Source organism: Fibrobacter sp. UWB10 (assembly GCF_900182935.1).
Classification (GTDB): Bacteria; Fibrobacterota; Fibrobacteria; order Fibrobacterales; family Fibrobacteraceae; genus Fibrobacter; species Fibrobacter succinogenes_O.
The window spans coordinates 135,934-150,839 of record NZ_FXUE01000003.1 but is presented as its reverse complement, the minus strand read 5'-3'; the positions used below and the strand labels follow the sequence as shown (position 1 = coordinate 150,839).

Annotated in this window: 11 protein-coding genes; 3 read left to right on the top strand and 8 right to left on the bottom strand. The window is 47.8% G+C overall.

Going from position 1 to position 14,906, the window contains the following annotated elements; translation table 11 throughout:
* Positions 1 to 3 precede the first annotated feature (3 nt).
* From QOL41_RS09505 to QOL41_RS09470, 8 genes are all read right to left on the bottom strand, one after another.
* Positions 4 to 1,251 (bottom strand): VWA-like domain-containing protein, encoded by a 1,248-nt coding sequence (locus tag QOL41_RS09505; protein WP_283429570.1) that lies wholly within the window; start codon positions 1,249 to 1,251, stop codon positions 4 to 6.
* Positions 1,248 to 2,318: an AAA family ATPase gene (locus QOL41_RS09500; protein WP_283429569.1), complete on the bottom strand. Its 1,071-nt coding sequence runs from the start codon at positions 2,316 to 2,318 to the stop codon at positions 1,248 to 1,250. Before QOL41_RS09500 ends, QOL41_RS09505 begins: the two co-directional genes overlap by 4 nt.
* 2 nt (positions 2,319 to 2,320) lie before the next feature.
* Positions 2,321 to 2,980, bottom strand: coding sequence for a hypothetical protein (locus QOL41_RS09495; RefSeq protein WP_283429568.1), 660 nt, complete (start codon positions 2,978 to 2,980; stop codon positions 2,321 to 2,323).
* Between the two features lie 16 nt (positions 2,981 to 2,996).
* Positions 2,997 to 3,668, bottom strand: a complete 672-nt coding sequence (locus QOL41_RS09490; protein ID WP_283429567.1) for a hypothetical protein — start codon at positions 3,666 to 3,668, stop codon at positions 2,997 to 2,999.
* A gap of 154 nt (positions 3,669 to 3,822) precedes the next feature.
* Entirely contained in the window at positions 3,823 to 5,904 is a 2,082-nt protein-coding gene (locus QOL41_RS09485; RefSeq protein WP_283429566.1) for a heavy metal translocating P-type ATPase, read from the bottom strand.
* Positions 5,905 to 5,907: 3 nt separating this feature from the next.
* Entirely contained in the window at positions 5,908 to 6,132 is a 225-nt protein-coding gene (locus QOL41_RS09480; protein ID WP_072799370.1) for a DUF1490 domain-containing protein, read from the bottom strand.
* Positions 6,133 to 6,330: 198 nt separating this feature from the next.
* On the bottom strand, positions 6,331 to 8,577 hold the full coding sequence (locus QOL41_RS09475) for a TonB-dependent receptor (RefSeq protein ID WP_283429565.1): 2,247 nt from the start codon (positions 8,575 to 8,577) through the stop codon (positions 6,331 to 6,333).
* 320 nt (positions 8,578 to 8,897) lie between these two features.
* Positions 8,898 to 10,238 (bottom strand): DUF4374 domain-containing protein, encoded by a 1,341-nt coding sequence (locus QOL41_RS09470; RefSeq protein WP_283429564.1) that lies wholly within the window; start codon positions 10,236 to 10,238, stop codon positions 8,898 to 8,900.
* 312 nt (positions 10,239 to 10,550) lie between these two features.
* On the opposite strand from QOL41_RS09470, the gene QOL41_RS09465 reads away from it, so the two are divergent.
* From QOL41_RS09465 to QOL41_RS09455, 3 genes are read left to right on the top strand one after another with little or no spacing between them, the layout of a single operon-like run.
* A complete protein-coding gene (locus QOL41_RS09465; RefSeq protein WP_088628104.1) occupies positions 10,551 to 11,387 on the top strand; it encodes a helix-turn-helix domain-containing protein in 837 nt (278 codons plus the stop codon).
* 2 nt (positions 11,388 to 11,389) lie between these two features.
* On the top strand, positions 11,390 to 13,174 hold the full coding sequence (locus tag QOL41_RS09460) for an ABC transporter ATP-binding protein (RefSeq protein WP_283429563.1): 1,785 nt from the start codon (positions 11,390 to 11,392) through the stop codon (positions 13,172 to 13,174).
* Positions 13,167 to 14,897 carry an ABC transporter ATP-binding protein gene (locus QOL41_RS09455; RefSeq protein WP_283429562.1) on the top strand — a complete coding sequence of 577 codons (1,731 nt, stop codon included), beginning with the start codon at positions 13,167 to 13,169 and terminating at the stop codon, positions 14,895 to 14,897. The genes QOL41_RS09460 and QOL41_RS09455 overlap by 8 nt, the downstream gene beginning before the upstream one ends.
* Positions 14,898 to 14,906: the final 9 nt, after the last annotated feature.

Here is a 14,906-nt window from a genome sequence, read left to right as displayed (position 1 = left end):
ATTTCATTCATTCCTCGGTATGTAAGTGACTCGGTTCCGTTTTAATTTTCTAATCCATCCGCAGTTATCTTTATACGCATTTTTACTACAAAGGACCCACAATACATCAATAGGGCGCTTAGTTTTGTAAACGGGAAGTTTGGCGTATCCATCGGTAAAGAAAATCAACCCGTCATATTCCGGATGGGCGCAATAGTAATCCGCAGCCGGCTGAAAACTTGTTCCTCCTCGCCCTACAACTTCAATAGCTTTGCAGGCCTTTTTAAAAGGCTTTATGTCACCTTGAATATTTGCATCAAATTGGAGGACATCCACTTTTTCGACACCATACTTGAAAAATCTATTGAGTACCGACAAAAAGAAAGAAATGCTTCTATCTGTTACGGAACCGCTTACATCAATAGCAATGAGCAAATTTGTCGCCAGTTTATAACGATTTCCCATTGCATTGAATCCGAAACGACGATTAGGCCGCATCCGCGTAAGATATCGCTTGCTTGAAATTACCGAAGTTTTAAATGTACTTAACATTTTACGGTAATCCATATCCACTTTTAGGCTCACCTTAATAAGGCTCTGCATTTGACCGGGAACAGTGCCCCACGTATTATTCGCCAAAGCGACTTCAATTAAGTCATTTATAGCGCAGCAAGATTCATCGTCTTCTTCCCAAAGTCCCGCTATTTGTGCATTGTGGATATTTTGCAGATTTTCATTCGAGCCGCATTCTACTTTACCGTTTCCCTTTTCATTGGAATTGATTTCATATTCACTATTTTCACTTTGCGATTGCTTTTTTTCTGCATGGTCTCCAAAATTTGCCCCATTTGTTTTCGTCGAGGGATTTTCTTTTAATAGACAGTAGTATTCTTCAAAACATAAACCAGTTGGCAAAGAATATTCTGTTCCACTCATTTGATCTTTAATTACTTTCGGAACTTCATAAACATCGGCAATAGTAACATTACTCGCCATGGCAAGCAAAGCCTTTTGTGCAAAAGGGGGCTGCCGTTGGTAGGGGTGTTTTAGTAGTATTCGGAATATTTCAATTTTCAAATATTCCTCCAACATTTCGTCAGATGTTTTGTCAAGAATTTGAGGCGAAAACTCAATTTTTCGATTTCCAGTTCGCATAGGAACACTTATCTCAGAATTCTCGCATAATTCATGGCTACAGTATGCGACAAAAAGTAGAGGTTCCGTCAAGAACCACTCTTCACTTATTTTCTTGATTCTTTCAATAGCGGTCATATTGATTTTACGAATGACGTTATTTCTTTGAACAATTCAGGACAATGCATAATGATGAATGTCATTGCAGTGGGATATTGCGAAGATGAAAACTGATTGGCAAAATGAGCCTGAGCCTCTCGTTTTTTCGTGTCTGTCAGAAAAGAAAAATATGCCAACAGATTCTTTGAGACCACACTTTCGTCATTTTCTGCGAAGCCCTTAGTTTCTATAAAGCGGAATAATTCCTCGTTGATGGTCGCTAATTCTGGAGTTGTGCATTTCTTCAGAGTTGATTTGATGTTCGCGAAGGATCCAAGCAATATTTCCTTTGCATTTGGCAAAAGTTTTTGATTAAAGAATGCGAAGAACTTTGATGCCGCAGGCATTCCGATAATTCCCGCAACAACGGTCTTTAACAGTGGTTCCGCTTCGTTTTGCTGCAAAATTTTAGACACTCGCTCCCAACCTCTTCGGTCAGGAGATTTTTCTAGTCCTTGATCTTCTCGCGAGAATTCCTTTCCGTCAAGCATTTCGGGGTATCTTGAAATAAAGTCAAGTACACGCTTATCTAAGCCTGCTTTTGTCGCCCACAACAACCATTCTTGAACAGTGGGCAGAAAATTGTAGATGTTAAAACGACTTACTAAAGCGGGATCGAGGTCGGTTAATTGATACTCCTCACCGTCATTGACCGCGCTGATGACCCGAGAACCTTCAGGAAGTTTGCGACCTGCAAGCGTACAATTTAGCGTCAAATCCATAATCGTCTGCAATACTTCTGGACGGGCACGATTGAGTTCATCTAAAAAGAGAACGACTGGAGTCCCGTCTGTCGGGAACCAATATGGGGGCATAAAATACGTTTTGCCCGTTTTTTCGTCAAGTCGCGGGAGCCCAATCAAATCGCCTGGGTCACTCATCTGACCAAGGAAAAGAATGACAACTTTTTCACCCCGTTCGGCAAAGAATTTCTCCAAAATCTGCGATTTTCCAATACCATGCTTCCCCGTAAGCATGATATTTTGTGATGCTGGAGTAATTTCTAGAATTTTCTGTAACTCTAATGCGTTAATCTGTACAGGCATATTTACGGTTCCAATTTGTTGTAATTCGGGATGGGTAAATCGTAGGGCAGGATGCGGCTGTCATCATCGCCTTTGACTTCGTTGTTGAATGCCCCGATGACGCTCATCCAGTTGTTCGTGCACTTGTCGCTAAAGATGCTTCTGCATTTTGTTTTCAGGAACTTCATGAGCATCTTTTTCTCAACATCGTTCAGGAACCAAATGGATTTGTTGTACGAGGAGCCCAATTCGTATTTGGGTTCTAGAAAGGAGATGCGTGCACACTTGGTCGCGAGTCCTCGGCGCCAATGGTTGTACAGCGTGAAATACGGCTTTTTGCCGGGGCCAATGTCGATGACGGCGCGAAGATCTATATTCAGATTCTTGCTCCAAGCCCCGTTACAAGACATCATGTTGTATTCCGAAAGTTGTAATTTGCCATCGGGCGAATAGACATTGATTTGCCGTTCAGATTCATACTCCAAATCGTCATTGACGGGCAGGAACATGATGGAAAAACTATAGACCGGGCAATAGAAATCTCCGCCCTTGACGTAATCCCGCAGAACTTTTTTGGCGGTGCGTAGCGACGTGAAAATTCCCAGGTCATGGTCAACGGTGTCGTAGCCCAGCCCATTCGGCAGTATCGTTGCCGCCAACTGATAAATGTATCGTCTTCTCATAGCACCTCGCTTTTGTTTAAAATCTCAATGTGTAGCTCACTTCGAATTGTTCCGGTTTCATGTGGACCATGTCGTGGAAGGTGTAGAGGCTTGATTCGCTGTCGTAGAGGAGCGAGTCGAGTTCCCAGGTGACATCGTCTTTGACGAACTTGTCAATGAATTGCAATTGTTTCCAAGCAGGGACGAGGTAGACTTTGTGGCGTTCGGAATAGTGTTCGTTCGTGTTGGAGCAGGTATTGATGGAACCCCAGTTTGCGTACCAGAATAGCAGATCGCTGATGTACTCGTGTTCGCCGGGAATATCCCAGTCGTTCGCAGGGCAGATTTCCGATTCGAGTTCGTATTCCCTGTACCACTTGTGATTTTGCGCGGTGAGTGCGGCGATGTCCCTTTTGGTTGCCTCGAAGGTGCGGGCAATACTTCGATGTAATTCCCGGAAACGCTGGTCGAGCGCGATGAGCTTTTTCATGTTCGAGTAGGTCCAGCGGAATTCCTTGTTCAGCTTTTTGTAGCGGTCATTCAAGAATTCGGTGTGGATTCTGGTTTCGAAAAGTTCCTGTTCGAGCCTGTTTTGGGGCTTTTCCTTTTTCCATTTCTCGACACAACCGCGCTTGCGACCGTTATCGAAGTCGCGGTAGAAATTTTGGAGAATATCCCACCGCGGTGCGCGTGAAAGAATCCTTGTCATTGGAGCTCCCTTTTGGAGTTTTTTAGTGAAATCCGTTATTCACTAAAAATAGCCTGTGACTGCGACAAATAGCGTCGCAAAAGAATGCATCCGTAAACAACACGAAAAAGGTGGTACAACACCACCTTTTGACGAGATTTTATAGATTTCGAGGCTATTTCTGCTTCAACGGCGTCATGCTCTTGGCACAGATTCCCATGGTCGAGAGGTTGTGCAACAAGGCCGAGGTCGAGGGCGCCAAGAAACCGAAGAAGCCTGCCGCCAGTAACGACGTGTTGAAGGCCACAATAAAGCGGTAATTCGCCTGGATACGTTCCATAAGCAGCGTACTCAACGTACGGAGTTCGGCGAGATCGCGCAAATCTTCGCTGCGGAGCGTCACATCTGCCGTTTCGCGGGCAATATCGCTGGCGTCACTCATAGCAACCGACACATTCGCGGCGGCAAGGGCGGGCGCATCGTTAATTCCATCGCCCACCATAATCACGCGGCGGCCTTCCGCCTTCATCTGTTCCACATAGCGGTGCTTGTCTTCGGGCAGCACCTGCGCAAAGAAGGTGTCAATGCCCAAAAGTTGAGCTGTACGTTCAGCAGCTTTCTGGCTATCGCCAGTAATCATCGCCACATGCTTGATTCCGCGTTCGCGGAGCATGCGAACCGCTTCGGCAGCTTCATCACGCGGAGGGTCGCTAATGCAAAGTACGCCCGCAAGGTTTCCGCCAATGGCTAGGTAAATCACAGAAGCGGCTCCGGCGAGTTCGTCAATCTTTTTCTGTTCCGCCTCGCCCACCGCGATTTTTTCGTCTTCGACTACGAAATGCTTGCTACCGATAACAGCGCGTTCGCCATCGAGAGTCGTCGCGATTCCATGTGCCACAATGTACTTCACGTCAGCGTGTTCTTCTTCGTGGTCGATTCCCCTTTCGGCAGCCCCGCGCACAATGGCGCGCGCCATGCTATGCGGGAAATGCTCCTCGATGCAAGCGGCGATGCGAAGGATTTCGTCTTCGCTGCGGTTTCCGAACGGAATAACACGTTCAAGTTTCGGTTCCGCCTTGGTGAGAGTTCCTGTCTTGTCGAAAACAATGGTATCGGCAAGCGCAAATTCTTCCAGGTACTTGCCGCCCTTCACGGTCATGTTGCGGTCAGCGGCTTCGCGCAGCGCAGAAATCACCGAAATCGGGGTCGAAAGCTTGATGGCGCAAGAATAATCCACCATCAGAATCGAGACGGCCTTAGTGATGTTGCGGGTAAACAAGAGCGTGAGCCCGAAACCGAGGAAACTGAACGGCACAATACCATCAGCCAAGCGTTCAGCACGGCTCTGGATAGAAGCCTTCAAGTCCTCGGAGCGATCGATAAGCTCGATAATCTTCTGAATCTTGGTATTGCCACTCACGGCACGCACCGACACGACAATCGAGCCCTCATCTACGATGGTGCCCGCAAAAACGGACTTTCCGACCGTCTTATGAACCGCCTGCGATTCGCCCGTCATGGTCGCTTCGTTCACAAAGGCATCGCCTTCGGTAACGGTTCCATCCACCGGAATCATGCTGCCGGAACGCACACGCACAAGGTCGCCCACCTGAACGTCCTGCATGCGCACCTGAACATCGACACCATCGCGAACAACCCACACCTTGTCCACCTTCACGGCAAGACTTGCAGTAAGGGCGGTGCGGGTACGCGCCTTAGTATAATCTTCCAAAAGGCTACTTACGTTCAGCAAGAACATAATGGTTCCCGCCGATTCGTAATTGCGCTGCAGGATGCTCGCTCCGATAGCGGCTCCATCTAACACCTCGACAGAAAGCTTTCCTTCACCAAGGCAATTCAAGCCCTTAGCCACAAACTTGAGGCCCCTGTAAATCAGGTGCACCGTGCGGATAGGAGCCGGAATAAACAACTTGGCCAAGTAACGCCGCGCAATCATGAACGCGAGCTTATTCTTGAAATCCGTATCAAGAGCCTGCAGCTGATATTCGGTATCGGGTTCGATTTCCGGAAGATTTGCAATGTTCAGATTTCGAACGAAATCAATCACCTGTTCACGATAGCCATCTTCGTATTCCAGCAGAATACCGCCGTTTTCCGAATGGACTACCGCTTTCTGGACATAAGGTTCACTCACGCATACCATGTGGATGCGCGGTTCATGCATTTTTTCAAATGCGTAGGCCCCCGCCCGAAAGCGGATTCGCCCCGGCTGATCGTAAACAATCTTGAATTTCATGGATTACTTCGCTTCTGCTTCTTTCTTTGCGTCGTTGCAGATGTCGGCAGCTTCGTCCTTCATGTCTTGGAAGGTGGCCTTAGCGTCGGCAGTGAACTTCATGCCCTGAGCAAGTCCCTTGACGGCATATTCGCGAGTCTTCGGAGCCTTGAGGATTTTCTTTGCAATAGCGGAGCCTACAGCACCAGCCATCACCAACCAGAACTTTTCATTTTTCCATACGGACATAGTTTACTCCTTTTGTTGATTGTTTGTTACTATAAATCTATCTCTTTTTACTTCAAAAAGCAACTTACACACAAACTAATAAACAGACTTAGAGCCTTAGTCCCATAAGCTTTCCAAGCGACTAACAATGTTGCAAATTTGAAATTTAGTTGACAACTTGCAACTTAGTTAGTAGCGATACAACTTAGTTAGAAAGAACTACCTAAAACTGTATCTAATCTTAGTCGCGAAAGTGCGTCCCGGTTTAGATTCTCCATACTTATCGTAAACGGTTTCGTCCATAAAGTTATCGACTTCAAAGCTCCAGGCGAGTTTGTTTTCCCACACGGAATATTCAATACCTAAATCCTGCGTGAACGACGCATCGATTTTTCTACTCTGGCGGGAACTGACTTTCCAGCCGTAATAGTATTCATCGGTGTAATTTGCAGCCCACCAGAACTTGACAAAATCGTTCTTGTTGAGTATATCACCCATGTGGAATTCGGCCATATAATTCATAAAGAACCGAGGAATGTTCGGGATGATTGCATCTTCAAGAATTCCCTGCTTGGCGTTATAATCTATATTGCGCAAATCCTGGAAAGTCCAGTTCGTTCCGAGCAGCACCCATTCATTCACATCGAGTTTTGCGTCGCCTTCGTAGCCCCAGCCGCGAATCGGGTCCATGTTAAAGTACGGCACCGACATTTGTGAAGTACCCATATAATGGATGCGGTTCTTGTAATAGGAATAAAACACGTCTCCGTCAAATCGGAATCGTGCAAACAACGGGATTTCCTGCAAATCAAGAGACAGTCCCACGTTAAAATTGTCAGCTTCTTCGGGCTTGAGATTTGTCGCGGCACTCACGCGCACCCCATCGCCAAAGAGTTCGTCAGGCGTGGGCAAGCGCACCGCATGCTGGTAAGAGCCCTTGATTGAAAGCGGCTTTACAATCCTAAACATCAAGCTTTCATCGTAACTGAAATCCGTATAATCGTTCGATTCTACAGAAGCCTGCTGCAACAAGCTCGTCGATGTGTTAGAAATTTCAGCCTTCAAGTAGTGAAATTTGAAACCAAGTAAGTTCTGCAACCTAGAATCAAAGAAATTATCTTCAAGCGAAAGGCCCGTCGTCACAGAAATCGTCTTTCCAGGGAAACCGGCCGTATTAAAGCCAACCATTTCGGAGCCCACATCATCTTCAGGGTCTTCCTTATGATACCTAAAAAGCGTATTCCAGTAAACAATCTGATTCTTGAAGAACTGATAATCCAGATTCAGCAAATCATTGAAATCGTACGACTGAACAGTCCTCAATTTTGGGAGTCCCATTGACGAAAGTTCGCCCACATTCTTCTTGGCGGTATCGCAGCTATACCAATTGCGGCAATGCACTCGGCTCGTATCAATGACTTTATTTTCGCCATATCCGAACGAAAAATGATTACCCAAATTCAGGTCCTTCACAAAGATGTTTTTCTTATCGAGCCCAAAAGTCGCACCGAAATTATAACCTTCGGACATTGCGTCCACAATACGATTTACATCGCCTTGAATTTCCTTTTCAAACGCACCGTAGCTTACGCCCAGCGAAACCTGGTCAAACCAAGCATTCATCAAGTTTGCAAAAGCCTGTACATTGTAAGAGGTGTAACGGTCGTGATCGCGAACAATGCTCGTATCTCCGCCCGTAGAACTTTTCATATAAGGCGAAGTAAATTTGTAATCGTTGTCGGAATGGTTAAAATACCCCGACACCCCCACTTCCAAGCCTGCGCCACCCACAATACTATCAATTAAATGGCTCGCCGTTACAGAGGCCTTGTGCGTATTAAAACTCGAAAGGCTGTAAGAAGCATCAATCGAATTGGCAGGACGTTTCTTGGTAATAATATTGATAGCACCGCCAGCACCATCTGTTGCAAAACGCGCCGGAACATAGCCCTTATAGACTTCAATATCGGCAATCTGATCAATAGGAATATCGTCGAGGCCCAAGTTGCCCTGTGTTTCGACAGGGACACCGTTCACGAGCACCTTGATATTCTTGCCTTCCATGCCGCGAATGTTGACTTTGCCTTCGCTACCCATGCCACCCGACTTACGGACCTTCACGCCCGAAGCTGAATTGACCGCCTTCGAAACAGTCTTGCTGGTATTCTGCATTTCAGCAGCATCAATCGTCGCAACCGATTCGGCCTTTTTTGCCTGTTTAGCCTGTTCCGCTTCTATTTCAGATTCCACCGAAAGTTCATCTAGCTGAGTGACCCCCGACGCACTTGTTTGTGCAGGGGCATCTGAATTCGACACATTTGCAGACTCCGAATTTTCTGGAACAGTTTCTTCTAGAAAATCGTCTATCGAGGTAATTTCATCATCTTGAGCACGGACCGAAACCGCACCAACCGTAGCAAATATAAGGGCAAGCGTAGCTGCTTTGTAAATAAACATCTTTTTCATCGCAGCGCAATTGAGCAAATTTTCGCTCAAAATTCTACTCCAAATAGGCTGCTAAAAACCCGAATAGTTTTTTCCTTTTCATAAAGCAAAATTCGCCAAGCCGAGTGTCGCGGGCAAGAGTGCGCAAATTTATTCAAGCATAAGCCATTTATGGACTTATATTTGATAAATGCAGCCACGGACGCGAAGCGTCAACTTTACTTGCACATGACCGAGGCGCAAGATTTTGAATTTGCGAAGCAAATAAAAATCCGCTCTCGCCTGAGCAAGAACGGAAGTTTGTGTTTATGAGGATATTGAGGTTTTATGGAGATTTTTTCTTACTTGAGTGGCACGATCCACATCGGAATCGGTTCCACCGTAGCAATCTTTTCGGCCTTTTCCGTCTTCGGGTCATAACGGAAGTAGGCATTGCCGTCTTCTTCAGTAGACACAGCAAAAATCACGGTACCGTCTTCATCAATGTACTTACCGTAGCTAGCCCAGCTAGAAGAATAGCCGATCGGCAGAGCCTTCATAGTCTTCTTGGCAAGATCGATTTCCACCGGCTTGCAAGTGTTATTGTGGTAGCTATCCATATCGGTCCAAACCTGCTGCAGGTCCACCATCACGTTCAAGAATGCATAAACCTTAGTTCCATTAGCGTAGGTAGTGGGGCTCAGGTACTTGAAGTTACCCTTCTTGGTAACATCATCGATAGCGACTTCCTTAGTTACGAGCCAAGCATAATCCTTATCGAACTTGGTTTCACCCACCTTGATACGCAGGAAACCGTCAACCTGGCCCGGAGCGTAGCCCCAAGAGGCGTTACTGTAGCAGTAAATGTAACCATCAGCGACGATGAATGCCTGATTCTGAGAATCATCAAGAGAGCCCACAGCAGCAACGCGGTCATCTTCGGCCACGGCAATCACGGAATCCTTTTCGACGTCAATAATAGCGACTTGAGCCGTATTACCGGTAGCATAGTCGCTCACGTTCTGCAAGAGACCGACATAGAGGCGACCATCCACAATCACGCCAGTACCCGGGCTCACCACGAGAGCGTCATCACCCTTGTACTTAGAAAGGTCTATTGCGCCAGTGGTTTTCATGGTCTTCGGATTGATGATAAGGAGCGAATCAAGCATGCCGCCCAAATAGGCCTTTTCTTCGTTCACAAAGTAAATGTGGTTCACCCAAACGCCCGGGAGCGTGAGTTCAGCAGACTTTTTACCAATCTTGTTGTTGGCATCGAGGCTGTAGCGGGCAATGGAACCGATGTCAAGGTCTGCAATGAACAGAGATCCATCGTAATAAACGACACCTGCGCGGGTGCCGACTTCAATATAGTCCTTGCCCAAATCACCGGTGTGATCCAGAGACATGGTGCCAATGAACATCGTTTCGCCCGAAGCGATCGATGTAGCGAATTCACGCTTGTATTCGCCCTTGTCTTCTTTCTTAGAGCTGCTGGACTTGTCCTTGCTATCGCTAGATTTAGCTTCGCTGCTGCTGGACTTGCCCTTACTGCTGCTAGATTTGTCCTTGCTATCGCCGGACTTTTCAGTCGAAGAGGAAGAGAGTTCCTTGTCGTTGTCAGAGCTTGCCGAAGAGGAATCGTCGCAAGCAACCAGCATACCGAGCGACACAATGAGCGCCGCCAAGAATCTTTTTTTCATATTAGCTCCTGAAATGGTGCGGAAAAACCGCGTTTGTTAATTTTGCGGAGCATTTTAGAAATGTCTTTGGAGCGGTTCTACTCCAAACGGAGGTGGAAAAATCCGATTGGATTTTTAAGGGGGAAATCGTCTTTTTCGTTTTGTGTTAACTCCATTCAGTCATTTTTCACTCCATTCAGACGCTCTTGCAATAAAATTTTTCTATTGCCGTCACAAAATTAGCCTTGACGAAGTTTCGTTTACTAATTAGATTTGGCTTACTTTTTAAGACTAGACTAACAAAGCCGGTTTAAAGAGATTTTTGAGGGAAATATGTTGAATATTAACGGAATTGAATGGTTGCACAAAGTCGGGTGCTACCATACAACGCTTGAAAGGGATCCGCTCCTGGTTCTTGAATTTTGCCGAAAGGGGCAAATCAGCTGGGCCGGCGGAGCACTCCCCTGCAATCAGCTGAAGGCAGGAGAAATGCTGGTTTACGACGCGTGGACTTCGGGAGCGCTAACGCGTTCCGCCGATTACTGCGGCGACCGCATTTTGTTCTTTGAAGAATCGATAAAGTACATCCGCGAACATTTTGCAGGTTTTCTGATTGACATCAAGATGCTCGCACAGAAAATGTGCCGACCGGGCCGACCGTTTATCGTCCACACTAAAGAAGAAGTGGCCAGCGCCTTCGAAAAGATCGACAACAAGTCAAAGAATTTGCAGGCGGAATATGGCAGGCTCGCCATTTTGGAGCTTTTGCTCACCCTGAAAAACCTAGACACGCAGCGAGAATCCATTTGCCGCGAATGCAATTTATCTTCGATGCAAATTGAAAAAATCTACTGCATCCGTTCTTTTATCTGCGAAAACATGGACAGTCATTTCACCATCGAGGAACTTTCCAACAAGTTTGACATGCCGCCTACCGCAATGAAACTCTGCTTCAAGAACGTGTTCGGTTTGCCGGTATTCACTTACGCTCGCCGCGAGCGCATGAAACTGGCAGCCAAGCAACTTCGCGAGTGCGACCGTGGAATTCTCGAGATCGCAGGCGAAGTCGGTTACAATAACGGGAGCAAGTTCGCCCACGCCTTCCAGGATGTGATGGGCATGACCCCCAAGGAATACAGGAAAAAATACAGGATGACAAACGTCGCATAATTATGAAAAAGACATTCTCTAAACTCTACGCTTACATGGGTTCGCGAAAACCGCTGTTCCCCTTAGCATTGATTCTCTCGGCATTGAGCGCCATCGCGGGGCTCGTGCCGTTTTTACTGATGTGGCTCATTGTCCGCGAGGTGATCTCTGGCGGCGACATGACGAACATCAAGATTTTTGACTACTCCATCGGAGCGGTTCTCGCCTCGGTCACAAGCGTATTGCTCTACTTTGCGGCCCTCGCCTGCTCGCACATGGTAGCATTCAGGCTCGAAGGCGACCTGCGTCGATTCGCCATGAAAAAGTTGATGTCAGCTCCGCTTGGATTTTTCGACAAGAACCCGACGGGCAAACTCCGCAAGATTATCGACGACAATGCTGCAATTACGCACACCTTCGTCGCGCACGAAATGCCCGATATTTCGGGCACCATCCTGATTCCCATCGTGGCGCTTGTGATGATGTTCGTTTTCGATTGGCGACTCGGCCTTGCCTCTTTGGTGCCTATCGCCTACGCCTTGTTCATTTTGGGTACCCTTGGCCGCAGGGGAACCAAGTTCATGGAACGCTACATGCAGGCCCTTGAAGAGATGAACTCCGAAGCAGTGGAATACGTGCGCGGGATTCCCGTAGTCAAGGTTTTCCAGCAGACGATTTTTTCATTCAAGAGTTTCTACAACAGCATCGTGACTTACCACAAGATGGTCACAGCCTATTCCAACAACTGGAAGGTCCCTTACTGCATCTACACGATTCTCGTGAACGGATTCGTGTTGTTCCTGGTGCCGACGGCAGCGCTCATTATCGGTAACGACGGCGATGTAAAACTCACCATCGTGAACATGATGATTTACGTATTGGTTACGCCGCTATTCTCGCAGTGCGTGATGCGCAGCATGTACCTGAGCAATGCCACGAACCAGGCGGGAATCGCGGTTGACCGCATCAACGATATCGCCCGCACCAAAGATTTGGAGGTTTGCGAAAATCCGGTACCGATGCAAAAGTTCGATGTGGAATTCCAGAACGTGAACTTCACCTACCCCGATACCGACAAACAGGTATTGAGCGACATTTCGCTCACGGTACCGGCGGGCCACACGGTAGCACTTGTCGGGCCTTCGGGCGGCGGCAAGAGCACGATCGCAAAACTCCTACCGCGCTTCTTCGATGTCGATAGCGGCGAAATTACTATTGGCGGTATTCCCGTAAAGCAGATTGATCCGAAGGAACTGATGAAGAACGTTTCGTTCGTGTTCCAGAATACGCGCCTTTTCAAGATGAGCATTTTGGACAACGTTCGTTACGGCATGCCCGATGCGACTCTTGAGCAGGTAAACAAGGCGCTTGATCTTGCGCAGTGCCGCGAAATCATTGACAAGTTGCCTGCTGGCATTAATACCGTTATCGGAAGCAAGGGAACTTATCTTTCGGGTGGCGAGCAGCAGCGAGTGGTACTTGCGCGCGCCATTTTGAAGAACGCCCCCATCGTGGTGCTCGACGAGGCAACCGCCTTTGCTGACCCCGAAAACGAACGCCTGATTCAAGAAGCCTTGCACAAACTGGCCGCCGGCAAGACCGTGCTGATGATTGCCCACAGGCTTACAAGCGTGGTGAACGCCGACCAGATTATCGTTGTTGAAGAAGGCGAAATCGCTGAACGCGGAACGCACAGCGAATTACTTGAAAAGAACGGCATTTATGCCAAGATGTGGGCCGAATACCAGCAGTCCGTCACATGGACCCTCGACAATTCCAAGGATAATGAAGGAGGCGAAAATGTATAAGTGGGTTCAGAATACTTTTGCTCTTTCGGAAGAAGGCTCGCGCACGTTTGTCCGTGGCGTCGTCTGGACATTCCTGCACTTTGTTTCGCTAATGTTCCCGATGATGATGCTCTTTTATTTTTTGATGGAGCAGATGGGCATTGGTGAATTTGCAGGCAAAACTCCGCACGGGACCTTGTTCTATGTGGGAATTGCTGCAGTCCTGTTTATCGTGATGCTTGTCATTTACAGGTTCTCGTACAGCGCGACTTACAGTAGCGTGTACGACGAAAGCATGCGCCGCCGCGTCTCGATTGCCGAAAAACTCCGCAAGTTGCCGCTCTCCTTCTTTGGCAAGAAGAACCTTTCGGATTTGACGTCGACCATCATGGACGACTGCAATGCGCTCGAAATGATTTTCTCGCATGCGGTGCCGGAACTTTTCGCCGCCATCGGAAGCGTCACCATAATTGGCATCATGCTGTTCTGCTACAACTGGAAAATGTCTATCGCGCTTTTCTGGGTGGTACCCGCAGCGGCATTGCTCATTGCGCTTTCCAAGAAAATTCAGGACCGCTGGTTCGAAAATTCATATAACGCCCGCCGCGTGATTATGGAAGATATCCAGGAAAGTCTCGAAAACGTGCAGGAAATCCGTTCCTACTCGGGCGAAGCCGCCTACCTCGACCATTTCGACAAGGACTGCATCAAATACGAAAAAACGCAGATGGATTCCGACGTGAAGGTGGGTTCGTTCCTGAATTCGGCGCAGGGCATTCTCAAGATGGGTCTTGCCACGGTGCTGATTACAGGCGCAAGGCTTTGGACCAAGGGCGAAATCGACGTGTTTACCTACCTGGTGTTCATCGTATGCGCGGCGACTGTCTACAATCCGGTTTTCCTCGTATTCAATAACCTCGTCGAACTGTTCTTCGTGAACGTGCGCCTGCGCCGTTTCCGCGAAATGGATCAGATGCCCATACAGCATGGCGACACGGAATTCACTCCCGCCAACTATGACATCGAATTCAAGGATGTCGATTTTAACTACAACGAAAACAAGCAAGTTCTGAAAAAAGTTTCGTTCACCGCAAAGCAGGGCGAAATCACCGCACTTGTGGGGCCGAGCGGTAGCGGAAAGACAACCGCCGCCAAAATTGCCGCACGATTCTGGGACATTCAAGGCGGAACGGTAACGCTCGGCGGCCAAGATATCAGCAAGATTGACCCCGAAACGCTCCTCAAGAACTTCTCCATCGTCTTCCAAGACGTGGTGCTGTTCAACACGAGCATCAAGGACAATATCCGCATCGGTAAGCGCGGAGCAACCGACGAAGAAATCCTGAAAGTCGCAAAACTTGCCGGCTGCGACGATTTCGTGCAGAAAATGCCGCAGGGTTACGATACCGTCATCGGCGAAAATGGCGACACGCTCTCGGGCGGCGAACGCCAGCGCATTTCCATTGCGCGCGCCCTGTTGAAAGACGCTCCGATCATCTTGCTCGACGAAGCAACCGCAAGCCTCGACGTAGAAAACGAATCCAAGATCCAGCGCGGTATTTCGCAGTTGGTAAAGGGCAAGACCGTCATCATCATCGCACACCGCATGCGTACCATCGCAAACGCCAACAAGGTCGTGGTGCTGCAAGACGGTCACATTGCCGAAACAGGCTCCCCCGCCGAACTCAAGGCGAAAGGCGGCCTCTTCAGCAAGATGCTTGAATTGCAAATGAACAAAAATTAATACAAAATT